Source organism: Ewingella americana ATCC 33852, from assembly GCF_000735345.1.
Lineage (GTDB): Bacteria > Pseudomonadota > Gammaproteobacteria > Enterobacterales > Enterobacteriaceae > Ewingella > Ewingella americana.
This window is the reverse complement of record NZ_JMPJ01000053.1, coordinates 1-22,824: the sequence shown is the minus strand read 5'-3', so window position 1 is coordinate 22,824 and position 22,824 is coordinate 1. Positions and strand designations below refer to the sequence as shown.

Genomic DNA, 22,824 nt, shown 5'->3' with positions numbered 1-22,824 from the left:
ATTATCCTCTTAGTAGGGCAGTCAGCCCCTTTTCGGCGGCGTAATCTTGGGCAAACGTCAGCAGATCGGGGTCATTCAGCGGTTGGCGCGGGGCCAGATAGGGTTGGTCGAGCAGGGCGTATTTATTGATGCCCAGCGTGTGGTAAGGCAGAAAATGGATCTCCCGGCTGCCGGTTTCTCCGGCAGCGAAGTCGACAATCGCCCGTACCGAGGCGCGGTCGGCGTTGAATTCGGGGATCAGCGGCACGCGAACAATCAGTGATTGCCCGGCATGTGCTAGTCGGCGGAAATTATCCAGCACCCGCTTGGCCGAGCCGCCGGTCAGGCGTTTAAACGCGGTTTCATCCACGTGTTTTAAGTCGGCCAGCAGCAGAACCAGCACGTCCAGCGAGGGTTCGATGTATTTCCACGGCACGTGCAGGCAGCTTTCAATCGCCGTGTGCAGCCCCTCTTGGCGGCAGCGTTGCAGCAGCCGATGAGTCACCTGCGGCTGCATAAACGGCTCGCCGCCGGAAAGAGTCACTCCGCCGCCGGTGCGCTGGTAAAACGGCTTGTCGCGTAGGATCTGCTGCATCAAATGGTCAAAACTCACTGATTCGCCGCACAGGCTCAAGGCTCCGGCGGGGCAGGTGTGCTCAATGGCGGCTCGGTCGGCGGCGCTGAAATTTTCGCGGCGGATAACCAACTTTCCGTCTTCAACCTTTATGGCGTGAGGAAAGGCGCTGGCGCAGTAGGTGCAGCCTTCACTGCATAAACGCGGGTCAAACAAAACGTCCGGCTCGGCCGAGCGGCTCTCCGGGTTTTGGCACCACGTGCAGCCCAGCGAGCAGCCTTTCAGGAACACCACGGTACGCACTCCCGGCCCGTCGTGGGTTGAATAGCGTTGAAGGTTAAAAATCATCGGGGCACTCCACTTAAAACGGCCTATTTATTTTCTTTCGCAATTAAGCTACTTTCATTCGAAAGTGATTTTGACTGCGATCAACAAAATAGGCGTTTGAAAGAGTAGACTCATCGATACTTTGTTTTGGTTCACAAGTTTAAGGAGAGAGTGATGGAGCTTTATCTGGATACCGCCGACGTTGGCGCGGTAAAACGACTTTCACGCATCCTGCCGTTGCAGGGTGTCACGACCAACCCGAGCATTGTGGCGAAAGAGCGTAAATCGCTGTGGGAAGTGCTGCCCGCGCTGCGTGACGCGCTGGGCGGAACCGGCAAACTCTTTGCGCAGGTGCTGGCCTCCGACGCCGAGCAGATGGTCGCCGAAGCCGTGAGCATGACCCAACGCGTGCCTGGCCTGGTGGTCAAAGTCCCGGTGACGGCCGAGGGCTTGGCGGCAATTAAAAAGCTCAAGCTGATGAATATCCCGACGCTGGGAACGGCGGTCTATGGCGCAGGTCAGGGGCTGCTTTCCGCACTGGCCGGGGCAGAATATGTCGCGCCTTACGTTAATCGTTTGGATGCGCAGGGCGGTGATGGCATCGCGATGGTGACCGAGCTGCAACAGCTGCTTAGCCTGCACGCGCCGGGCGCTAAAGTGCTGGCCGCCAGTTTCCGCACGCCGCGTCAGGCGATGGACTGCCTGCTGGCGGGCTGCCAGTCAATCACCTTGCCGGTCGACGTCGCCGAGCAATTGCTGACCGCACCTGCCGTGACTGCCGCCGTGATGCAGTTCGACAATGACTGGCAACAAGCTTTCGGACGCAGCACGCTGGACTAACCCCGCACTCTTCCCACCGACCTCTTCAACCCGCCTCGGCATCCCCGACGCGGGTTTTTTTATGCCTGAAAATCCGCATGACATTTAAATGAAACCATTGATCTATAAAAAAGAAACGTCGTTTCAAAAATATGTGTTTGATCACTTTTATAGAACCGAGAAATAGATACCTTAGCGATCATTGAAAGGGCATATGAGAGAACCGCGCAGTCAGGCCAACCGGAATGGCACGTCACAACCATAACAACAGCTTTCACTACAACACCGCCCGGCGCTGGCTAACCCGCACCGTGAGCGAACAAAACGATCAGGTGGAAACAACATGCAAATCAAACGTGCTATTGAAAAAATTCCCGGTGGAATGATGCTGGTGCCGCTGTTTCTCGGTGCGCTTTGTCACACCTTTGCGCCGGATGCAGGTAAATATTTCGGGTCATTCACCAACGGATTGATTTCCGGCACCGTGCCGATTCTGGCGGTATGGTTCTTCTGTATGGGCGCGTCAATCAAGCTGAGCGCCACCGGCACCGTGCTGCGTAAATCCGGCACGCTGGTGGTCACTAAAATCGCCGTGGCATGGGTGGTCGCTGCGCTGGCGTCGCACTTCATTCCGGAGAACGGCGTCGAGTTCGGCTTCTTCGCCGGGCTTTCGACACTGGCCTTAGTGGCGTCGATGGATATGACCAATGGCGGCCTGTACGCCTCGGTGATGCAGCAATACGGCACCAAAGAAGAGGCGGGCGCGTTCGTGCTGATGTCTCTGGAATCCGGCCCGTTGATGACCATGATCATCCTCGGCACCGCCGGTATCGCCTCTTTCGAGCCTCATGTGTTCGTCGGCGCGGTACTCCCTTTCCTGATTGGCTTCGCGCTGGGTAACCTCGACCCTGAACTGCGCGAGTTCTTCGGCAAAGCCGTGCAGACGCTGATCCCATTCTTCGCCTTCGCCTTGGGTAATACCATCAATCTGGCGGTGATTGCTCAAACCGGCCTGTTGGGTATTGCGCTGGGTATCGCGGTCATTATCGTCACCGGCATCCCACTGATTCTGGCCGACAAGTTTATCGGCGGCGGTGACGGCACCGCAGGCATCGCTGCATCCAGCTCCGCTGGTGCCGCAGTCGCCACCCCCGTGTTAATCGCCGAGATGGTCCCCCAGTTCAAAGCCGCCGCCCCAGCAGCCACCGCGCTGGTCGCCACCTCAGTCATCGTGACCTCGATTCTGGTACCGATTATTACCGCGATGTGGTCGCGCAGAGTGAAGAACAAAGCCATCAAGGGGAAAGTGAATTTGGATGACCAAATGGCGAGAATTAAGTAAGTAGGGGCTGCTGCCCGGGGGCGCTTTTTAAATTCAAATTCAAATTCAAAACCGTGGGCTCGCCGCCCACACTGACCCAAAGGTCAAGGTCGTGCGCTGCCGCCACACCGGCCTTAAGGGGCGCCTATCGCCGCGCCCCTTAAGAATCCCCGGCTCTTTACTGCGCGCTCCGCTCGCTGGATGGACGTGTTTCAGGGGCTTCCGTTATTCACCGCAAAATGTCGCCGCTTAGGCGGTGCCTTCGCTTCAGGCTTCGAGCCATAGGTCTCGAACCGTTCGCTCAGCGCCATTTTTGACTGCGGTTTTGAGGCATCTCAGCCGTGCCGTTTCAGTGATTTTGCTTTGCTTCTCTGCTATTCAGGAGAGGAGCAGAAAAAAAATCCACTGAAACGGCACGGTATAGATGCCAGTAAGTCGCGTTCAGAAGTGACGCCGAGCAAGAGGTGGAAAACCGCGCGTTAGTTTGCGCGGGTTGTAATCCCGCCGCGAGGGAACCGCCTAAGCGGCGGCACTTCGCGACGAACACAATGGCCGCTGGAACATGTCCATTCCAACCCTGCGCAGCCTCGATCTTTCAGCAGCAAAAAAACGCAGGATTCCAAAGGGTTTCGTTTAAAACCCTTTGGGCCAGTGTGGGCGGCGAGCCCACGGTTTTGACCTTAAGGCCGGTGTGGCGGCAGCCCACAACCGTGACCTATAAAAGGTGAACAGCAGTTCACCCACCTGCCCCTAACATGGGCATTTCCCCATCTTCCCACCTTCGCTCGGGAATCTCGCCTCCAGACATCTGCGATGAAACTCACGTTCTGACAGCGGGGTGCCTCTTGGGTGCCGCACCCGAAAATGCGCCACGTAATTGCCGTAATCCTGCACGCCAACCATCAGCCGGAAGCTTTGGGCGACGCGGCGTCCGGCGAGTCTTAGCCACTGCAAAGCGTTCTTGGGGCGAGGCTCGACCACGAACAGCGGCTGGCAGCGGTGGATGACGAACGCCGCGGGCCGCGGCGCTTTAAACAGTAGAGCGTTTTCAGACATTGCGGGCCTCCCGGCGTTGTACCACGGCGGTTTCATGCACGGTCGGGGTGGAGGAGTTCAGCGCGCGGCGGATCACGAAGAATGACGACACCAGCATGGTGACGGCGACCAGCATGAAGAAGGCGCACAGCGCGGCGTTGATCTGATTGTTAATCACGATGGTGTGCATATCGGCAATCGTTTTGGCCGGTTTAATGATTTCACCACTGTCGATGCCCGCCGAGAATTTCTTCGCCTGAGCGAGGAAACCAATCGACGGCTTCTCGTGGAAAATCTTCTGCCAGCCCGCGGTCATGGAGGTCACAAACAGCCACACGGTCGGCAGAATGGTCACCCACGCATAGCGCTGCTTCTTCATTTTGAACAGCACCACGGTGCCGAGGATCAGCGCCATTGACGCCAGCATCTGGTTACCGATACCGAACAGCGGCCACAGCGTGTTGATGCCGCCCAGTGGGTCGACCACGCCTTGATAGACGAAGAAGCCCCAGCCAGCGACCGCCACGGTGGTCCCGGCAATAGTGCCTACCCAAGAGCGGTTATTGGCCAGCGAAGGCACGGCGACGCCGACCAAATCCTGCACCATAAAACGGCAGGCACGGGTACCGGCATCTACCGCAGTTAAAATAAACAGGGCTTCGAACAGAATCGCGAAGTGATACCAGAACGCCATCATGGCGCGGCTGTTAAACACTTCGGTGATAATGTGCGCCATGCCCACGGCGAAGGTCGGTGCGCCACCGGCACGGGAAAGAATCGAGTTCTCACCCACGTCTTTGGCAATCAGCGCCAGCGTGTCCGGTGTCACCACAAAGCCCCAGCTGTTAATCACCTGCGAAGCACTCTCTACCGTGGTGCCAATCAGCGCCGCCGGGGAGTTCATGGCGAAATAGACGCCCGGATCGATAACCGAGGCGCAAATCATCGCCATAATCGCCACGAAGGACTCCATCAGCATCGCGCCGTAGCCGATAAAGCGGATGTGGCTTTCACGCTCGACCAGCTTAGGCGTGGTGCCGCTGGAAACCAGCGCGTGGAAGCCCGAAATTGAGCCGCAGGCGATGGTGATAAACAGGAACGGGAACAGGCCGCCGGAGAATACCGGGCCGCTGCCGTCGATAAACTTCGTCACCGCAGGCATTTTCATTTCTGGCATAGCGAACACGATACCCACCGCCAGCCCGGCAATGACGCCGATTTTCAGGAAGGTGGAGAGGTAATCACGCGGAGCCAGCAGCAGCCAAACTGGCAGTACCGAGGCGATAAAGCCGTAAATCACCAGTACCCACGTCAGCGTAGTGCCGTGCAGCGTGAAGAACGGCCCCCAGTAAGGATCCGCCGCCACGTTGCCGCCATAAACAATCGCCAGCATCATCAGCACAAAGCCAATAATCGACACTTCGGCGATTTTACCCGGACGCAGGAAGCGCATATAAACGCCCATAAACAGCGCGATAGGAATGGTTGCGGCGATGGTGAACAGCCCCCACGGGCTGTCTGCCAGTGCTTTAACCACCACCAGAGCCAGCGCGGACAGGATAATAATCATCACGCCCAGCGCGCCGAGCATGGTGATCACTCCGGCGAATTGCCCCAGCTCCTGCTTGGCCATTTCACCCAGCGAGCGACCATCGCGGCGGGTTGAGATAAACAGAATAAGGAAGTCTTGCACCGCGCCCGCCAGCATCACTCCGACCAGAATCCAGATAGTGCCCGGCAAGAAGCCCATCTGCGCGGCAAGGATCGGGCCGACCAGCGGGCCTGCACCGGCAATCGCTGCAAAGTGGTGGCCGAACAGCACCCATTTATTGGTCGGAACATAGTCCAGACCGTCATTGTGGCGCTCGGCGGGTGTCATGCGACGGTCATCCAGCTCAAACACTTTCTTGGCGATAAACAGACTGTAGAAACGGTAGGCGATGCTGTAACAGGCGATGGCTGCGATCACCAGCCACACCGCGTTGACGTGCTCTCCGCGGCTGAGGGCCAACATGCCAAAGGCAAAGGCGCCGATTAACGCCACCACCAGCCAGGTTATCCCGGACTTGACGCTTTTCATGTGTACTACTCCTTGTGTCACGGGTCCTGTAGGCCCGTTTTATGTTTTATAGGTGCAGAGTTTGGGTGAGGTATGAATGGAACATGCTCAACCGCAGCGCAGAAATTCCTGAACGATCAGCTTAAATCCCAGTTTTAAGGTAGTGGCTTGGCGGCGACAGGTGAAATGAGAACAACAGAATTGTGATATGGCTTGGGATTTAACTTAAGAAGCCGGGCGGAAGAACAGCAAAAAGCGGTGAAAAGCGCGGTTTGGGCTATTACAAACATATAAAAGCAGACATAAAAAAACCGGCCAGCAGGGCTGACCGGTTGAGCGTTGATGTTGGCGTTTAAGCGATTATTCAGCAGCAGCCGGTTTTGGCTGGCCTGGTTTGTGGTCGCGCATTTTTTCCATTTTCTCAGCGCGTTTCTGGTAGTTCTCGTTGAACTGTTTCTTCTGCTCTGGCGTCAGCAGGTTGTACATTTTGTTCTCAGCGCGAGCGCGGTCCAGCATACGCTGGGACTGTGCCTGCGTGATAGTGTCAATCTGCGACTTCACTTTGGCTTCGTCGAAGCTGTCAGAGGCAACCAGACCGTGCATGGTGTCCATCTGCGCTTTCATTGCTGCGCGGTCAGGGCGCGCGCCGCTGTCTTTCATGATCTCTTTCATCTGAGTTTTTTGCTGCTCAGTCAGGTTCAAACCGGCGAACGGATTCATATGATGCGGGCCTTTATGGTGCATCATTTTGCCTTGGGTGGCAGGTGCATCAGGTGCTGGCGTAGTGTCAGCGGCGAAAGCGAAAGAAGCCGAGCTAAGAGCCAGAGTTGAAGCCACAATCATTGCGGTAAGTTTACGCATTATTAGATTCCTCATAGGGTTTCAGGCACGTTGCCCGTTTTGTGTTGACGAAGGAAAGTCTAAACCTATGAATGAATAGTAATACGAGGAAGATGTAAAAGAGTGAAAGGCGCGCTAACGTTTTTCCGCCGAAAGTGGAGAAAACGTTTAGAAAGCGTAAGGTTGCAAACGATCCCTTAGCACTAGCTCGGAATTATCCGACCGCAAAGCGGGTTGCAAAAACATTATCACGGTTAATGTTTGGTCGCTAGACGACACTCAAACTAATCATTCGCCGTTTAACAGCGGTTTCGTTCGCCTTGAATTAACCAATCTGCCTATAATAGTTGGCATTTCATTAACATTATCTATAACAGTGAATGACTCTATGGCACTTTCTCGTTATGAAAATCTGGCGCAGACCCTGCGTCGGCAGATTGATTCACAGGTGTGGCTCCCCGGCGACAAGCTGCCGTCGCTGCGAGATAGCTGTAAGCAGTCCGGCCTGAGCTTGATGACCGTCTTGCAGGCATACCAGCTGCTGGAGAGTCAGGGGGTGATTGTCGCTCGCCCGCAGTCGGGCTATTACGTTGCGCCGCGCAAGGTGCGTGAGCTAAACCGCCGCGCCAATCAAACCCTGCACGCCGCCGAGCAGGTGGATGTTAATGACGCCATCTTCGACATTCTCAAAGGCGGCCAAGACCCGTCGGTCGTGCCTCTAGGCTCGGCATTCCCAGACCCCACGCTGTTCCCGCAGCCGCGCCTTGCCCGCTCCCTTGCCAGCGCGGTGCGCCGCATGTCGCCACACAGCGCCATGGCGAACCTGCCGCCGGGCAACGAAGAGCTGCGCCGCAACATTGCCCAGCGCTATGCGCAGAACGGCATGGAAGTGCCGCCGGACGAAATCGTCATTACCTCGGGGGCGATGGAGTCTCTGGGCCTCAGCCTGCAAGCCGTCACCGAGCCGGGAGACTGGGTGGCGATTGAATCCCCGGCGTTTTACGGCGTGCTGCAGGCCATCGAGCGCCGCAAGCTAAAAGCCGTGGCGATCCCCACCGACGTGCGCACCGGGATGGATCTCGACGCGCTAGAGCAGGCGTTGGAGACCTATCCGATCAAAGCCTGCTGGCTGATGTCCAACTTCCAGAACCCGCTCGGCTGCACGTTGTCGGTAGAGAAGAAAGCCCGGCTGGTGGCGATTTTGCAGGCCCACGGCGTGGCGCTGATTGAAGATGATGTTTATGGCGAGCTGTACTTCGGCGGTGAGCGACCTATGCCGCTGAAGGCGTCGGAAAATCGCAGTGAAATTCTGCACTGCTCCTCGTTCTCTAAATGTCTGGCGCCCGGTTTCCGCGTTGGCTGGGTGGCGGCGGGGGCCTACGCCGCGCGAATTCAGCGTCTACAGCTGATGAGCACCTTGTCAGCCAGCGTGCCGGTTCAACTGGCGTTGGCCGACTATATGCAGCAGGGCGGTTACGACACCCATCTGCGCCGATTGCGCCGCCAGCTAGAGCAGCGGCAGATGGCGATGTTCAATGCCATCACCGAGACATTCCCGCCGAGCGTGTCGGTGAATCAGCCGCAGGGCGGATATTTCCTGTGGTTGGATTTAGGCGAGAAGGTGGATGCGGCGAAGGTCTATCAGCGCGCGCTGGCGCAGGGGGTGAGCATTGCGCCCGGCACTATGTTCGCGGTGGATGACCGCTATCGGCACTGCATTCGTATCAATACGTCGTTTGAATGGGGCCCGCACACCGCGCGGGCCATCCAGATTATTGCCAATATTGTGGCTGACGAGCTGAAACACTGATCTGACTGACGTCTAGGCTTCATTCTCGCGCAGAGTTTTACCAACGTTGCCGCCGGGGTGAACCGCCAGCAGCGTCTGTTTGTCAAAACCGTTGCGCAGCATGATGCAGCCACAGATAGCGTCGAAGATAGCCAGCACCAGCATAATCGAGGTGGTGGCGAGCATGTCCAGCGGATCGATCTCCCGCTGGATATGGGTCTTCAACACCAGCTTGGAGGCCAGCGCAATGGCCGAGTCCAAATTCTCCGTCACGCTAATCAGCGTCACGCCTTTGCTGGCAAGCGTCGGCAGCAGGCGAGTCAGCTCGTCCGAATTCCCGCCGCGCGAAATCATGATAACCACGTCGTCGCTGCGCAGGAAACCGAGGTCGCCGTGGGCGGCATCAGTCGGGTTGAGGTAAATCGCCGGTTGTTCGACACAGGCCAGCATGTGCGCCACCTTGCGCGCCGCGATGCCCGAGGTGCCGACGCCGGTCACGGCTATCTTGCCTTTGCACTCGGCAAGGGTATTGAGCACCCGCTGCCAGACCTGCTGGTCGATATTCTGCTGCAAGGCCAGAATCTCTTGGCTGTAGGTCTGCCAGCCCGCACAGGCTAGCTGCCACTCATTGACATCAAGGGCTGGCGACATATCAAACATCCTCCTGCATTAGGCGGCGGTATTTCATGTGGTCGTGGTACATCTCATGGAACACCTTATATTTGCGGTCGTAATACTCTTTGATTTTGTTGGTTTGCGGCGTCACGGTTTTACCAATGCGGCTCATCGCCGCCATCGCTTCCGGCAGGGAGTCATAGGCTCCTGCGGCCACCGTGCCCATCATGGCGCTGCCCAACAGCATGGCTTCGCTCTCTTCCGGCAGTAACATCGCGCAACCCGTGGCGTTGGAGTGTTCTTGCACAAACACCGGGTTCTTGGTGCCGCCGCCGCTGGCCATCATAGTGTCGATGGAGTAGCCGCTCTGATTCATGGTTTCAATGATATGGCGAGTGCCTAACGCCAGCGCCTGAATGGTCGCCAAATAGTGCAGCGCCATATCTTCTGGAGTACGCGACAGCTTGAGGCCGGTCAGAGTGCCGGTCAGCGTTGGGTTGGCGCGCGGCGAACGGTTGCCGTGGAAGTAGGGCAGCATATGAATGTCTTTGGTCAGGAAGGCGATATTTTCTGGCTCGCCCGCCATTTTGCGCAGAATGGCGTTCAGCACTTCATAAATGGTTTTGCCGCTGTCTTTGCCCTGTTTCAGCAGATCCTGATAGCAAGGGTGCGACTGGATCACGTGATCAATAAGCGCGCCGGTGGTGGACTGCCCACCCTCGTTCAGCCAGTAATCCGGCAAGATCGCCGAGTAGTATGGCCCCCAGATGCCGCTGATATAGCGCGCGCTGCGTGACATCGCCATATGTGCTGTCGAGGTGCCGCCAATCAGCGCAATGCGATGGTCGAAGTCGGCCGTTTCGCCAGACGCGCCGCTGGCCCCTAAAATCCCCAAGCTGCCCGCGTGGGCGTCAATGATTGACACGCTCACCGCCGTGCCGGGCATCAGGCCCATTTCGCTGGCGGCGCGTTGAGTCAGCCCGTGGCCCAGCGGCTGGCCCATGGTTTTCACTTCGCTGCCGATTTTCGCCGCGTTGTTTTCCAGCAAATCTTCCAGCCCAATCTGCTTGAAGTAGCTCGGATCCCAGCGGTCTTCGTGGCCGATATAGGTCCACTTACAGACGGTGGAGCAGAGAGAGCGGGTCGGGTCCTGCGTGGCGCGCCAAGTCAGGAAGTCCGGCAGGTCAAACAGATGACCGACGTTGTTCCAAGTGCTCGGCATGTGCTGCTTCAGCCACAGCAGTTTTGGGGTTTGCATCTCAGGGGAGATGATGCCGCCGACGAACTCCAGCACGCGGTGGCCGGTGGCGTTGATGCGCTCGGCCTGCGTGATGGCGCGGTGGTCCATCCATACAATAATGTTCTGCTCGTTGCGCCCGGAAGGGCTGACGGTCAGCGGTTTGCCTTCTTTATCCAGCACCACCAGTGAGCAGGTGGCGTCGAAGCCCAAGCCTTTCACCTGAATTGGGTTGATATCGGCCTGACTCATCGCGTCTTTTACCGCGTTACACACTGCTTGCCAGATCTCGTCGGAAGATTGCTCGACAAAATCAGCTTTAGGGCGGAATAAGGTAATATCGCGGCTGGCCTGACCCACCCGGCGTCCTGTCATATCAAACACGCCTGCGCGAGCACTGCCTGTCCCGACGTCAACGCCAATAAAATAACTCGCCATGTTTCTTTCCCTTAATGTTCTAAAAGTCTGTCAGGACTTACGATTCTGTAAAGCGATAAACAGGATCAATACTCCGCCCCATAACGCCATAGTTAAGTAGCTGCTCACGCCCATTAGGTTCAGACCACTTTCCAGCATTTGCAGTACCACCAATGCCAGAACCAGCCCCAACACGCGACCAAAGCCGCCATCCGGGTTAATACCGCCGAGGACCGAAGCCAAAATCGTCACCAGTAAATAGGAGTCGCCATAACCGGCCTTGGCCGAGTTGAATTTCGACATCATCAGCAGCGCGGCGCCCCAGCCCAGCAGGGCGGAGAGCACATAAACCGCGATAGTGACTTTATGGGTGTTCACGCCGCTAAAGCGCGTGGCCTGTTCGTTAGATCCCATCAGATACAGGCTGCGGCCAAGCGTGGTGTGCTCCAGCAGCACCCACAGCAGTAGCGCGACCAGCAGGAACAGCAGCAGGGCGACAGGAATGCCCAGCAGGCTGCCGTTGCTTAAATACTGAATGGCTTTCGGGAAACCGGAGATAACCGTGCCGTTGGTCAGCAGAATGTTCAGCCCGGAAATCAGCGTCATGGTGCCGAGGGTGGCAAGGATTGGCGACACGCCGATATAAGCAATCAGCACGCCGTTCAGTGAGCCAATCACCAGCGCCACCGCCAAACCGGCCAGCATTGCCAGCAGGAAGAAGGCTGGCTGGTCGGGATGAGCGACCAGAATCGCCGCCATCACCAGCGAACAGGCGTTGGCTCCGGCGATCACCGACAGGTTGATCCCGCCAGTCAGCATGGTGATACCCATTCCCAGCGCAAGCATGCCCAAGATAGGCAACTGGGAGGAGATTGACTGGAAGTTACCCAGACTAAAGAAGCGTCCACCGAGCGTGAAAGAGAACAGCACGGCGACGGCCAGAATGATCAGCAACTGCAAACGGATGATGCGGTCACCGGGGAAAAATCGGGTTAAGGTTGTCATGTTACATTCCCTTCGCCAGTTTGCGTTTTTCGTTCCATGCGGTGCTACTGATGCTGACCAGAATGATCACGCCGCTGAAAACTTGGTGCCAATATGAGGAGATACTCAGCAGAGTCAGGCCGTTTTGCAGGAAGGCCAGCAGCATCACGCCCAGCACGGTGCCGGTGAGTGAACCGCGCCCGCCGGTCATACTGGTGCCGCCCAAGACCACCGCCGCCAGCACCGTCAGCTCATAGCCCAGCAGCGAGTTAGGGGCCACCGACTGGGTTATCTGTGCTTGTACCACTGCGGCGATGCCCGCCAACAGCCCCATAAAGCCATAAACATAGAAGTGCAGGCGCAGGATGTTCAGCCCAAGGCGCGAGGCCGCGTCGCGGTTGCTGCCCATGGCGTAGATTTGACGCCCGACGCGGGTACGATTCATTAGCACGCCGGTGGCGATAATCACTCCCAGCAGGCTGAGCAGCGGCAGCGTCAGGCCATAGTCGTAGCCGTCGGCGGCGGTAAAGGAGAACCAGTTGATGCCGGTCATAAACCAGTCCGGGAAGCCATACAGCCAAGTGCCGTTAGTCAGATACACCAGCAGGCCGTAGAACAGGTTCAGGGTGGCGATAGTGATGATAATTGCCGGAACGCGCAGCCAGTAAACCAAGAAGCCGTTAACCAGTCCGAGCAGCAGGCCGACGCCCATTGCCATGCCAAAGGCCAGCGGGAAGCTGCCGCCGTGGTGGATGATGTAACTCGCCATCACGTATTGACCAATTGAGGTCATGGCCGGGAAAGAGATGTCGATACCGCCCGCAATCAGCACCACAAACAGGCCACAGGCCAGAATGCCGAGGATGGCGTAGCTGGTGGCGACGTCAGTCAGGTTGCCGAGGGTTAAGAACTCTTTGGTACTAATGCTCAGGCCAACTGCCAGAACCAACACCAGTAAACCCAGCCAAAACTCATGCTGGCCGATGGCTTTACTCAGCCAACTTTTTTCCATTTTTGAACTACCCATTAATCGCCTCCGCAATCTGCGCTTCGCTGCACTGGTGCGGGGCGAATTCAGCAATCAGTTCGCCTTTACGCATCACCAGCACGCGGTGACTGTTGTAATAGGCTTCGGGGATCTCGTCACAAATCATCAAAACCGCCATGCCGGACTCAGCAAGATCGCGGGCAATTCGGTAGATCCCCTCTTTGTTGGCGATATCAACGCCCACGGTTGGCGAATCCAAAATCAGGATGTGCGGATGCGTCGCCACCCACTTGGCAATGGCAATACGCTGCGCATTACCGCCCGAGAGGGTCTTCACCGGCAGGCCGCTGTCCGAGACTTTAATGTTCAAATCACGGATCAGGTCTTTAACCACTGACGCAGCTTTGCGGTGATCCATCAAGCCCGTGCGGGTGTGCAGCTTGTTGAAAATCGACACCAGCGTGTTGTCGTAAATCGACTGTTCCATGATTAAGCCCTGCGTCAGGCGGTCTTCCGACACATAGGCAATGCCGTGGCGAATGGCGTCGCGGTTGCTGCGCAAAGTGACCTTCTTGCCGTTCACTTTGATGTCGCCGCTGTCCGGCTGGCTCATACCAAACAGGCTCATGCACAGCTCGGTGCGCCCGGAGCCTAACAGGCCAATAATCGAGGTGATCTCCCCTTGGCGCAGAGACAGGGAGATATCCTGATACTGCCCGGCGCGGCTGAGATGGCTCACTTCCAGCAACGGCGTGACGTCAGCCGGTGCGCGGTGCGGCAGGTGGCTGTAGCTAAAACGCTGGCCGGTCATCAGGAAGGCCAGCTCATTGCTGTCGAGTTGGCTGGCAGGGTATGTGCCCACCAGTTTGCCGTCGCGCATCACGCTGATGCGGTCGGCCACTTCCATCACTTCGTCCAGACGGTGGCTAACGAACACCACGCAAATCCCGGCGGCTTTCAGCTCATTGACCACCCGCAGCAGGCCATTAACCTCGGTGCGGGTCAGGGAGGCGGTGGGTTCGTCCATGATGACCAGACTCGCGTCAGCAGCGATTGCCCGGCATATTGCCACCAATTGGCGGTCGGCGATCGACAACTTTTCTACCTTACGATCCGGATCGAGAGAAACCCCTACGCGTTGCATTGCAGCGACGGCTTTTTTGCGCATTGCCTCGCGATGTACCCAGAAATCGCCGCCCGGCAAATAGCGGTGAATGGCAATATTCTCGGCCACGGATAAATTGGGGAATAACGACAAGTCCTGATAAATAACCTGAATGCCGTAATAAGAAGAGAGTTGTGGCGTTAAAGAGTGGAACAATTTGCCATCAATGGTGATAGCCGCGCCTTTTTCAGGCTGATAGACGCCGGAAATCACTTTAATAATGGTACTTTTGCCGCAGCCGTTTTGGCCGGCAAGACAATGCACTTCACCTTTATTTAATGTCAGCGTGACATTATCCAGTGCAAGTACACCGGGGAATTTTTTGCTTATTCCCTCAAGGCTAATAAATGCCTCGGCGGAATGAGGGGAGGTAGGTGAACTGGAATTAATCGTCATCGACTGAATCCTTACTGCGTTCAAACTGGTCAGTTAAGAAAGCAGATACGGCACAACAAACTACGCCGTATCCCTTCCTATTTCTCTGGTGTGGCTAATAACCCGTCATTCTTTAAGGTGCCTCTGCGTTGGCTGTCTTCATTCATCCCAGTCACTTACTTGAGTAAGCTCCTGGGATTCATTCCGTTGCCGCCTTGATGCAACTTAAATAATTCAGGGTTTAAAAAATGAGTAAATACTGATCTATTAGAAGCCCAGCGATTTCGCGTTGTCTGGTGTAACTTCCAGAATCTTATTAAAGCGAATCACGTGTTTATCCATATCTACGTCGGCTTTTCCCAGACCATCGATGGTTAAATCTTTGGTGACAGGCTTGCCTTGCAGCATCTGGTCAGCCACGGAGACCAAGGCGTAACCGGCATCTTTAGGATCCCACAGCAGGACTTTCTTGATATCACCGCGCATCAGGTAAGGTGCGGCCTGACCCGGCATCGCGATACCTACTACTGCGATTTTATTCTTGGCGCGTTTTTGCTGAACGGCTTGGCCTGCACCAATTGGGCCTAATGAACCGAAACCGATAATCCCTTTCATTTCAGGGTAGGTTTTCATTAAATCCAGCGTGGTGGAATATGACTTATCAATATTTTCGGCAACTGGCAGGCGAGAAGTGACTTCATGCATATCCGGGTATTTTTGTTTTTGATACTTAATGGCCGCGTCGGCCCAGGCATTATGTAATGGCACCGTTAATGAGCCGACATAAATAGCGTAACCGCCTTTGCCGCCCATATCTTTGGCTAATTCATCCATGTTCGCTTCGGCATATTTCTGGCTGTCGATGGTTTCAATATCCCATTGACCAATTTGCTGGTCTGGAGATTCGTGGGTTAATACCACGATACCGGCGTCGCGGGCTTTTTTAAGCACCGGCTCTAATACTTTGGCGTCATTAGGGACCACAATGATGGCGTCAACTTTCTTGGCGATTAAATCTTCGATGACTTTAACCTGTGCCGCCGGGTCTGGAGTAGAAGCACCCACTTGGTAGGCATTGACGTGCAACTTCTCGGCGGCGTCTTTCACCCCCACTTCCATGCGAGTGAACCAAGGAATACCGGTGACTTTGGCCACCAGAGCGATGTCGTAGGGTTTATCGGCAGCAAAGCTTGGTGTTGAGATCAACATGCATGCAGAAACCACACATGCACTGACTAATGCGAGGTTAAATTTCATGGCTGGTACCTTCTTATGATCTTATGTGTAGGGCGTGGGGTAGTGGTTATTTTTTCCACGGATTGAGATTAACAAGCCGCCATGCGCTTCTCGCCACAAAGTAAACAAAATGTGATCAAAGCCCAGTGGTGTTAATTTATATGAATTTATTTGTTAATTTTAGGTTAAATAAAGTTCGAAGGTGGAAGAATTGAGAAGTTTGAAAGATGAATAAGTGCGTTTTTGGATCAAATTGGCATCATTTAATTAACATAAAAATAACATCAAAAATTGAGGAATTGGCTTAAATCGCGCCTACAGAGTCGGCACTGGCAACATAATGCACAGATTGTGAGAGCTATCACGAATTGCCCTTGACCCAGCAAGGCGCAGTCTCCCCAAAAGGGTGCGCCATTTTCACCAATATTGAGCAACCCCCTCTGTTGCCCACACCGTCAACATGCCTTCGATCACAATCCTGAGCGAAATATTCCTCCAAATCTTGCTGCATATTCAGTCGGAACACCTTCAAGGCGCAAAAGGGTTTGATTTTCTATTATTCACTTTTTATTCATTTAAAGTGAATAAGTGCAGTTATTAAGTGGTTGTTTTTTCGTGACGCAGCCGATTTTATGCATTTATTACCTTTGCTGGCACGAAGACTGCAATCTATCATCAACCAAAGAGAGTAAAATTTTTAACTTAAATGTAACAACTTCACAGCAGTTTGGTCCCCTTTGACTCTGAGGTAGATATGCAACAACAACTCAACGTTAGCCGTGAAAACTTTGATGACTGGCTGGTACCGACCTACGCGCCAGCCTCCTTCGTGTTGGTACGCGGAGAGGGCTCATGGCTGTGGGATCAAGAGGGCAAAGACTATGTCGATTTCGCCGGAGGTATCGCGGTTAACGCACTGGGCCACGCGCATCCACAAGTGAAAAAAACGCTGGTGGAGCAGGCCGATAAAGTCTGGCATCTGGGCAACGGCTACACCAACGAACCCGTGCTGCGCTTGGCGAAACAGCTGATTGACGCCACCTTCGCCGAAAAAGTCTTCTTCTGTAACTCAGGGGCTGAAGCCAACGAAGCCGCGCTGAAACTGGCTCGCCTTTATGGCCACAAGCAGGGCGGCAACAAGAGCGAAATCATCGCCTTCAAAAACGCGTTCCACGGCCGCACGCTGTTTACCGTGACCGCGGGCGGTCAGCCGAAATATTCAGAAGATTTCGCGCCGCTGCCGCAAGACATCACCCATCTGCCGTTTAACGATTTAGCCGCAGTGGCTGACCATATTTCTGACCGCACCTGCGCGGTGATCGTCGAGCCAATTCAGGGCGAGGGCGGCGTGGTGCCTGCCGACGCCAGCTTCCTGCAAGGGCTGCGTGAACTGTGCGACAAGCACGGCGCGCTGCTGATTTTCGACGAAGTACAAACCGGCGTTGGCCGTACCGGCGAGCTGTACGCCTATCAGGGTTACGGCGTGGTGCCAGACATTTTGACCACCGCCAAGGCGCTGGGCGGCGGCTTCCCGATTGGCGCGATGCTGACGCTCGACAAGTACGGCGTGCTGTTCCAGCCGGGCACTCACGGCACCACTTACGGCGGTAACCCGCTGGCAACGGCGGTGGCGGGCACCGTGCTGTCGATGATTAACACGCCAGAGGTGCTCAACGGCGTGCAGAAGCGCCACCAGTGGTTTATCGATGGCCTGAAACGCATCAACGAGCAGTATCAGGTGTTCTCCGAAGTGCGCGGCGCGGGCCTGCTGCTCGGCGCGGTGATGAGCGAACGCTTCAACGGTCAGGCCAAGCAGCTCAACACCTTGGCGGCGGAAGAGGGGCTGATCGCGCTGATTGCCGGACCAAACGTGCTGCGTTTTGCGCCATCCCTGATTATTTCCGGGGCGGATATTGAAGAAGGCTTGAACCGACTTGAGCGTGCCGTAAAACGCCTTTGCGCCTAAGTTAAGCTCCCCCTATTAGCGAGGTAGACAATATGATGTTAATTAGACCCGTGCGGCTTGGCGACCTCGCCGATATTTTGAAGTTATCCGGTAAAACCGGCATCGGTTTGACCTCATTACCCAAAGATGAAGCCCAGCTGCGCGCGCGAATTGAACGTTCGCTCGCCACTTGGGCGGGGAAGCTGGACAAGGCCGAGCAGGGTTTCCTATTCGTGCTGGAAGATACCCAACTCGGGCAAGTGGTTGGCGTGAGCGCCATTGAGGTGGCGGTTGGGCTGAGCGAGCCTTGGTACAACTTCCGTCTTGGTACCTTGGTTCACGCCTCGAAAAGCCTGAACATTTATAAGCCGGTGCCGACGCTGTTTCTCAGCAACGACCACACCGGCTTTACCGAACTCTGCACGCTGTTCCTCGACCCCGACCACCGCAATGGTAAAAACGGCCACCTGTTATCCAAGGTGCGTTTCCTGTTCTTGGCCGCCTTCCGCCAGCACTTCTCGCCGAAGGTGATCGCCGAGATGCGCGGCGTGTCAGACGACCACGGCCATTCGCCGTTTTGGGACAGCGTGGGGCGTCACTTCTTCGGCATGGAATTTGTCGAAGCCGACCGCCTGACCGGCATGGGGCAGAAATCCTTTATTGCCGAGCTGATGCCAAAACACCCGCTTTACACCGAACTACTTAGCCCCGAGGCGCGCTCGGTCATCGGCCAAGTGCATCCGCACACCGCCCCGGCGCGAGCCGTGCTGGAAAGTGAAGGGCTGCGTTACACCGGCTACGTGGATATTTTCGACGGCGGTCCGACGCTGGAAGGGGAAATCGACCAATTGCGCGCGGTGAGAGAGAGCCGCCTGCTGCCGGTGCATATCGGCCAGCCAAGTCAGGAGCAGGACGCGCCGCTGTATGTGGTGGCTCGTGAAGATTATCAGGGCTTCTGCGCCACGCTGGTGGCGGGCGATCCGGTAATGAACCGGCTGACCCTTGACCCCGCAACCGCCGAGCAGCTGGGCGTGAAAGAGGGCGACCGCGTGCGCGCCGTGGCGCTTTATCCCTTTCGGGAGAACCGCGTCACGCCAAATCAAGTAACCGACTCAAACCCAGAGGAAAGTCTCGCATGATGCATCCAGCACTCTTTATTCAAGGACAGTGGCGTAGCGGACAGGGCGCGCTGCTGGAGAAAACTAACCCGGCCAACAATGTGGGGCTGTGGTCGGCGCTGTGCGCCAGCCCGGAAGATGTCGAAGCAGCCTGTACTGCGGCGCGCACGGCTTTCCCCGCATGGGCGCGTCAATCTTTGGCAGACCGCGCGGCGGTGATTGCACGTTTTGCCGAGCTGCTGACCGAGCATAAAAGCCGTCTGGCCGAAGTTATCAGTTTGGAAACCAGTAAACCACACTGGGAAACCCTGACCGAAGTGCAGGCGATGATTGGCAAAGTGGCGATTTCCCTTGAAGCCAATCAGGTGCGCACCGGCGAGAAACACACCCCAATGCCCGACGGCGAGGCGGTGCTGCGCCACCGTCCACACGGCGTGCTGGCGGTATTCGGCCCCTATAACTTCCCCGGCCACTTGCCAAACGGCCACATCGTACCGTCGCTGCTGGCGGGAAATACCATTGTCTTTAAGCCGAGCGAGCTGACGCCGAAAACTGCCGAAGAGACCATTAAGCTGTGGCAGCAGGCCGGTTTGCCGGATGGCGTGATCAATCTGGTGCAGGGCGGGCGCGCCACGGGCGAAGCCTTGGCGGCGTCGGCACAAATCGACGGGTTGCTGTTCACCGGCAGCGCCGGAACCGGCTACCAGCTGCATCGCCAACTGGCGGGCCAGCCTGAGAAAATTTTGGCGCTGGAGATGGGCGGCAATAACGCGCTGATCGTCGAGCCGGTCCAAGACATCGACGCGGCGGTTAACCTGACTATCCAGTCGGCCTTTATCTCCGCCGGGCAGCGCTGCACCTGTGCGCGCCGCCTGTTGGTCAAAAAGGGCGAAGCGGGGGATAGATTCCTCAAACGTCTGGTGGAAGTGACTTCAGCACTGGTGGTGGGGCACTGGGACGACCAGCCGCAGCCATTTATGGGCGGCGTGATTTCCGATGTCGCGGCCAAACACATTTTGGCGGCGCAGGATGAGCTGATTGCCCTCGGCGGCAAGCCATTGCTGACCATGACTCGCCCCGACCCGCACAGCTCGCTGCTACTGCCGGGCATCATTGACCTGACAGGCATCGCAGGCGTGCCGGACGAAGAGATCTTTGGCCCGCTGCTCAGCGTGCTGCGCTATGACGATTTCAATCAGGCTATCGAGATTGCTAACCAGACGCGCTACGGCTTGGCCGCCGGGCTGATTTCCACCGACCGCGCCCAGTTCGACCAGCTGTTAACCGAAGCCCGCGCCGGGATTGTGAATTGGAATAAGCCGTTAACCGGCGCATCCAGTAACGCACCTTTCGGTGGCATTGGTGCCTCGGGTAACCACCGCCCAAGCGCCTATTACGCGGCGGATTACTGCGCATGGCCGATGGCCTCGCTGGAAACAGACAAACTTGAACTGCCTGTGACGTTGTCACCGGGAATTGATTTTAGCGGCGCTTAAGCCGCATTGCAGACGGCGAGAGGAGAGGTTTATGTCGGGAAGTGAAGCGAATTTTGATGGTTTGGTTGGGCCGACCCACCACTACGCCGGGCTCTCTTTTGGTAATGAAGCGTCCACCCGCAATCAGAACGCGGCGGCCAACCCGAAGCTGGCCGCCAAGCAGGGATTGCTCAAGATGAAGGCGCTGGCGGATTTAGGTTTCGCGCAGGGCGTGCTGCCGCCGCACGAGCGTCCGCACCTTGCCACGCTGCGCCAGATGGGCTTTGGCGGCAGTGACCGCGAGGTGCTGGCACAGGCGCAGGCTTACTCGCCGCGCCTGCTGTCTTCTCTAAGTTCGGCCTCTTCTATGTGGGTCGCCAACGCCGCGACGGTGTCGCCATCGGCCGACAGCGCCGACTGCCGCACCCATTTCACCGTGGCTAACCTTAATAATAAGTTTCACCGTGCTATTGAGGCGGACACCACCTCGGCGATTTTGCGCGCGACTTTCAAGCATGACGGCCATTTCGCCCACCACGACGCGCTGCCACAGGTGGCGGCACTGGGAGACGAAGGGGCGGCCAACCATAACCGACTGTGCGGCGATTACGACAAGCCGGGCGTGCAGGTCTTTGTCTATGGCCGCGACGGGTTAGTCACCGGGGAAAATGAGCCAGTGCGCTACCCGGCGCGGCAAACCCGTCTGGCCAGCGACGCGGTGGCCCGTCTGCACCAGCTTTCCGCTGACAGAACGGTGTTTGTGCAGCAGAACCCAGAAGCTATCGATCGCGGCGTGTTTCACAATGACGTGATCTCGGTCAGCAACCGCAACGTGCTGTTCCACCATCAGCAGGCCTTTGCCAATAGCGACGCCGCGCTCGATGAAATCCGCCGCAAAATGGCCGCGCTAGAGCTGGATTTCCATCCCATTGAAGTGCCGCAGGCCAAGGTCTCCATTGACGATGCGGTAGCGACTTACCTGTTCAACAGCCAGTTGCTGAGTAAGAACGACGGCAAGATGATGATTGTGGTGCCCGAGGAGTCGCGCCAGCACAGCGGCGTGTGGGACTACTTGTGCGAGCTGCAAGACAGCGGCGGGCCGATTAATCAGGTGGAAGTGTTCGACCTGCGCGAAAGTATGCGTAACGGCGGTGGCCCGGCCTGCCTGCGCCTGCGCGTGGCGCTTAACCGCGCCGAGCTGGCGGCGGTCAATGATGGTTCGCTGATGAATGACGCGCTTTTTGCCCGTCTCAACCAGTGGGTCGACAGCCATTATCGCGACCGAATGCACGCTGAAGATCTCGCTGACCCACAGCTGCTGACCGAAGTTCGCTATGCTTTAGATGAACTGACGCAAATTTTGGGCCTTGGAGTGATTTACCCCTTCCAGCGCTAAATTGCCGCCATCAAGGAGCGAAATATGTTTGATTTTCTGGCGCAGACCCTCAGCGCCGAAGCCCCGGCAGCCATCACCGGGCAGACACCCAATCTCGACTGGATCTGGCGCGAGGAGGGGATTCTAGAGCTGTCGCCGCACCAGACCTGCCACAGCGCGGTGGTGATTTCGGCGGGCATTCACGGCAATGAAACCGCGCCCATCGAGCTGCTCAATCAACTGGTGAGCGAGCTGTTGAGTGGCCACCGGCCGCTGCACGTTAGGCTGCTGGTGCTGCTCGGCAACCCGGCCTCAATGCGCATCAATAAGCGTTTTGTCGATGCTGATATGAACCGGATGTTCGGCGGCAGGCACACCCGCTATTGCCCCACCGGAGAAACCCGCCGCGCCCACGAGTTAGAGCAGGCGATGGCGCTGTTCTATCGCACCTCGACGGCGGCGGGAGCCACTTATCGTTATCACTATGATCTGCACACCGCCATTCGCGGCTCACTGCACGTGCGCTTCGGCATGTTGCCATTGCAGGACCGGCCCTACAGCCCCGACATGCTGAAATGGCTCGACGCCGCGGGCCTCGACGCACTGGTTTACCACCGTTCCCCCGGCGGCACCTTTACCCATTTCAGCAGCGAAGTTTTTGGTGCGGATAGCTGCACGCTAGAGCTAGGTAAGGCGTTGCCGTTTGGCAGCAACGATCACCAGCAGTTCACCGGAATTCGTCTGGCGTTGCAGTCTTTGGTTAGCGCAACCCAGCTGCCCTCAAGGCACGCCGACCAACCGCTGGAGAGCTACCGCGTCACGCAGGATATCATCCGCTCGAAAGAGGATTTCCAGCTCCACGTCCCCGCCGCAGCCCTAAACTTCACCCCGTACCCGAAGGGATTTTTGATAGCGGAGGAGAGTGGGAAGGTTTATCAAGTCGAAAAGAATGAGGAGTTCGTGTTGTTTCCGAATCCGTCAGTAGCGATGGGGTTAAGAGCGGGGCTGATGTTGGAGCGCTTTTGAATTGCGGTTACTCCTTCTCCTCTCAGAGGAGAAGGCTGGGATGAGGAGTGGTTTAATCAGCGCTCAATGCAGCCAACCCCACACCCCATCCCAGCCTTCCCCTCCTGAAAGGGGAAGGAGCAAAA

At 56.7% G+C, this 22,824-nt stretch carries 18 protein-coding genes; 8 read left to right on the top strand and 10 right to left on the bottom strand.

Annotated features, from left to right (window positions below; genetic code table 11):
* Nucleotide 1 precedes the first annotated feature (1 nt).
* Nucleotides 2-901, bottom strand: coding sequence for a glycyl-radical enzyme activating protein (locus GEAM_RS09645; protein ID WP_034790943.1), 900 nt, complete (start codon nt 899-901; stop codon nt 2-4).
* Nucleotides 902-1,054: 153 nt separating this feature from the next.
* On the opposite strand from GEAM_RS09645, the gene fsa reads away from it, so the two are divergent.
* Together fsa and kdgT are read left to right on the top strand one after the other, a co-directional pair.
* A complete protein-coding gene (gene fsa, locus GEAM_RS09640; RefSeq protein ID WP_034790941.1) occupies nt 1,055-1,720 on the top strand; it encodes a fructose-6-phosphate aldolase in 666 nt (221 codons plus the stop codon).
* Between the two features lie 322 nt (nt 1,721-2,042).
* A complete protein-coding gene (gene kdgT, locus GEAM_RS09635; protein WP_034790939.1) occupies nt 2,043-3,041 on the top strand; it encodes a 2-keto-3-deoxygluconate transporter in 999 nt (332 codons plus the stop codon).
* Nucleotides 3,042-3,770: 729 nt separating this feature from the next.
* Here kdgT and GEAM_RS09630 read toward each other — a convergent pair.
* The 3 genes from GEAM_RS09630 to spy all read right to left on the bottom strand — a co-directional run bounded on the left by GEAM_RS09630 (nt 3,771) and on the right by spy (nt 6,975).
* Entirely contained in the window at nt 3,771-4,076 is a 306-nt protein-coding gene (locus tag GEAM_RS09630; protein ID WP_034790937.1) for a YbdD/YjiX family protein, read from the bottom strand.
* Nucleotides 4,069-6,135, bottom strand: a complete 2,067-nt coding sequence (locus GEAM_RS09625) for a carbon starvation CstA family protein (RefSeq protein WP_034790935.1) — start codon at nt 6,133-6,135, stop codon at nt 4,069-4,071. Before GEAM_RS09625 ends, GEAM_RS09630 begins: the two co-directional genes overlap by 8 nt.
* A gap of 339 nt (nt 6,136-6,474) precedes the next feature.
* Nucleotides 6,475-6,975 (bottom strand): ATP-independent periplasmic protein-refolding chaperone Spy, encoded by a 501-nt coding sequence (spy, locus tag GEAM_RS09620; protein WP_034790933.1) that lies wholly within the window; start codon nt 6,973-6,975, stop codon nt 6,475-6,477.
* Between the two features lie 367 nt (nt 6,976-7,342).
* Here spy and GEAM_RS09615 point away from each other — a divergent pair, with 367 nt between their 5' ends.
* Nucleotides 7,343-8,764 (top strand): aminotransferase-like domain-containing protein, encoded by a 1,422-nt coding sequence (locus GEAM_RS09615; protein WP_034790931.1) that lies wholly within the window; start codon nt 7,343-7,345, stop codon nt 8,762-8,764.
* A 12-nt stretch (nt 8,765-8,776) separates the two neighbouring features.
* Here the strand turns inward: GEAM_RS09615 and GEAM_RS09610 are convergent, their stop codons facing one another.
* From GEAM_RS09610 to GEAM_RS09585, 6 genes are all read right to left on the bottom strand, one after another.
* On the bottom strand, nt 8,777-9,394 hold the full coding sequence (locus GEAM_RS09610; RefSeq protein ID WP_034790929.1) for a KpsF/GutQ family sugar-phosphate isomerase: 618 nt from the start codon (nt 9,392-9,394) through the stop codon (nt 8,777-8,779).
* Nucleotide 9,395: 1 nt separating this feature from the next.
* Complete coding sequence (locus tag GEAM_RS09605; protein ID WP_034790927.1) at nt 9,396-11,033, bottom strand: FGGY-family carbohydrate kinase; 1,638 nt, start codon at nt 11,031-11,033, stop codon at nt 9,396-9,398.
* 30 nt (nt 11,034-11,063) lie between these two features.
* Nucleotides 11,064-12,017 (bottom strand): ABC transporter permease, encoded by a 954-nt coding sequence (locus GEAM_RS09600; RefSeq protein WP_034790925.1) that lies wholly within the window; start codon nt 12,015-12,017, stop codon nt 11,064-11,066.
* Nucleotide 12,018: 1 nt separating this feature from the next.
* On the bottom strand, nt 12,019-13,008 hold the full coding sequence (locus tag GEAM_RS09595; RefSeq protein WP_034791471.1) for an ABC transporter permease: 990 nt from the start codon (nt 13,006-13,008) through the stop codon (nt 12,019-12,021).
* 7 nt (nt 13,009-13,015) lie between these two features.
* Nucleotides 13,016-14,545, bottom strand: coding sequence for a sugar ABC transporter ATP-binding protein (locus tag GEAM_RS09590; protein WP_051899467.1), 1,530 nt, complete (start codon nt 14,543-14,545; stop codon nt 13,016-13,018).
* Between the two features lie 246 nt (nt 14,546-14,791).
* Nucleotides 14,792-15,781, bottom strand: a complete 990-nt coding sequence (locus GEAM_RS09585; protein WP_034790924.1) for an autoinducer 2 ABC transporter substrate-binding protein — start codon at nt 15,779-15,781, stop codon at nt 14,792-14,794.
* A 733-nt stretch (nt 15,782-16,514) separates the two neighbouring features.
* Between GEAM_RS09585 and GEAM_RS09580 the strand changes: the two genes are divergently transcribed.
* From GEAM_RS09580 to astE, 5 genes are read left to right on the top strand one after another with little or no spacing between them, the layout of a single operon-like run.
* The gene (locus GEAM_RS09580) at nt 16,515-17,726 is read left to right on the top strand and encodes an aspartate aminotransferase family protein (protein ID WP_034790923.1); all 1,212 of its coding nucleotides are present in this window, start codon (nt 16,515-16,517) and stop codon (nt 17,724-17,726) included.
* A 32-nt stretch (nt 17,727-17,758) separates the two neighbouring features.
* A complete protein-coding gene (gene astA / locus GEAM_RS09575; RefSeq protein WP_051899466.1) occupies nt 17,759-18,844 on the top strand; it encodes an arginine N-succinyltransferase in 1,086 nt (361 codons plus the stop codon).
* On the top strand, nt 18,841-20,319 hold the full coding sequence (gene astD, locus GEAM_RS09570; protein ID WP_034790922.1) for a succinylglutamate-semialdehyde dehydrogenase: 1,479 nt from the start codon (nt 18,841-18,843) through the stop codon (nt 20,317-20,319). The genes astA and astD overlap by 4 nt, the downstream gene beginning before the upstream one ends.
* A gap of 31 nt (nt 20,320-20,350) precedes the next feature.
* Nucleotides 20,351-21,694, top strand: coding sequence for an N-succinylarginine dihydrolase (astB, locus tag GEAM_RS09565; protein ID WP_034790921.1), 1,344 nt, complete (start codon nt 20,351-20,353; stop codon nt 21,692-21,694).
* 24 nt (nt 21,695-21,718) lie between these two features.
* Entirely contained in the window at nt 21,719-22,699 is a 981-nt protein-coding gene (gene astE / locus GEAM_RS09560; protein ID WP_034790920.1) for a succinylglutamate desuccinylase, read from the top strand.
* The last annotated feature ends 125 nt before the right edge of the window (nt 22,700-22,824 follow it).

Excerpts from the sequence above, each read along its gene's own strand:
- GEAM_RS09580 (WP_034790923.1), top strand. The coding sequence starts at position 16,515 with ATGCAACAACAACTCAACGTTAGCCGTGAAAACTTTGATGACTGGCTG.
- GEAM_RS09585 (WP_034790924.1), bottom strand. The coding sequence starts at position 15,781 with ATGAAATTTAACCTCGCATTAGTCAGTGCATGTGTGGTTTCTGCATGC.
- GEAM_RS09600 (WP_034790925.1), bottom strand. The coding sequence starts at position 12,017 with ATGACAACCTTAACCCGATTTTTCCCCGGTGACCGCATCATCCGTTTG.
- GEAM_RS09630 (WP_034790937.1), bottom strand. The coding sequence starts at position 4,076 with ATGTCTGAAAACGCTCTACTGTTTAAAGCGCCGCGGCCCGCGGCGTTC.
- astE (WP_034790920.1), top strand. The coding sequence starts at position 21,719 with ATGTTTGATTTTCTGGCGCAGACCCTCAGCGCCGAAGCCCCGGCAGCC.
- astB (WP_034790921.1), top strand. The coding sequence starts at position 20,351 with ATGTCGGGAAGTGAAGCGAATTTTGATGGTTTGGTTGGGCCGACCCAC.
- GEAM_RS09615 (WP_034790931.1), top strand. The coding sequence starts at position 7,343 with ATGGCACTTTCTCGTTATGAAAATCTGGCGCAGACCCTGCGTCGGCAG.
- GEAM_RS09595 (WP_034791471.1), bottom strand. The coding sequence starts at position 13,008 with ATGGAAAAAAGTTGGCTGAGTAAAGCCATCGGCCAGCATGAGTTTTGG.
- kdgT (WP_034790939.1), top strand. The coding sequence starts at position 2,043 with ATGCAAATCAAACGTGCTATTGAAAAAATTCCCGGTGGAATGATGCTG.
- GEAM_RS09605 (WP_034790927.1), bottom strand. The coding sequence starts at position 11,033 with ATGGCGAGTTATTTTATTGGCGTTGACGTCGGGACAGGCAGTGCTCGC.
- GEAM_RS09610 (WP_034790929.1), bottom strand. The coding sequence starts at position 9,394 with ATGTCGCCAGCCCTTGATGTCAATGAGTGGCAGCTAGCCTGTGCGGGC.
- fsa (WP_034790941.1), top strand. The coding sequence starts at position 1,055 with ATGGAGCTTTATCTGGATACCGCCGACGTTGGCGCGGTAAAACGACTT.
- GEAM_RS09645 (WP_034790943.1), bottom strand. The coding sequence starts at position 901 with ATGATTTTTAACCTTCAACGCTATTCAACCCACGACGGGCCGGGAGTG.
- spy (WP_034790933.1), bottom strand. The coding sequence starts at position 6,975 with ATGCGTAAACTTACCGCAATGATTGTGGCTTCAACTCTGGCTCTTAGC.
- astD (WP_034790922.1), top strand. The coding sequence starts at position 18,841 with ATGATGCATCCAGCACTCTTTATTCAAGGACAGTGGCGTAGCGGACAG.
- GEAM_RS09625 (WP_034790935.1), bottom strand. The coding sequence starts at position 6,135 with ATGAAAAGCGTCAAGTCCGGGATAACCTGGCTGGTGGTGGCGTTAATC.
- GEAM_RS09590 (WP_051899467.1), bottom strand. The coding sequence starts at position 14,545 with ATGACGATTAATTCCAGTTCACCTACCTCCCCTCATTCCGCCGAGGCA.
- astA (WP_051899466.1), top strand. The coding sequence starts at position 17,759 with ATGATGTTAATTAGACCCGTGCGGCTTGGCGACCTCGCCGATATTTTG.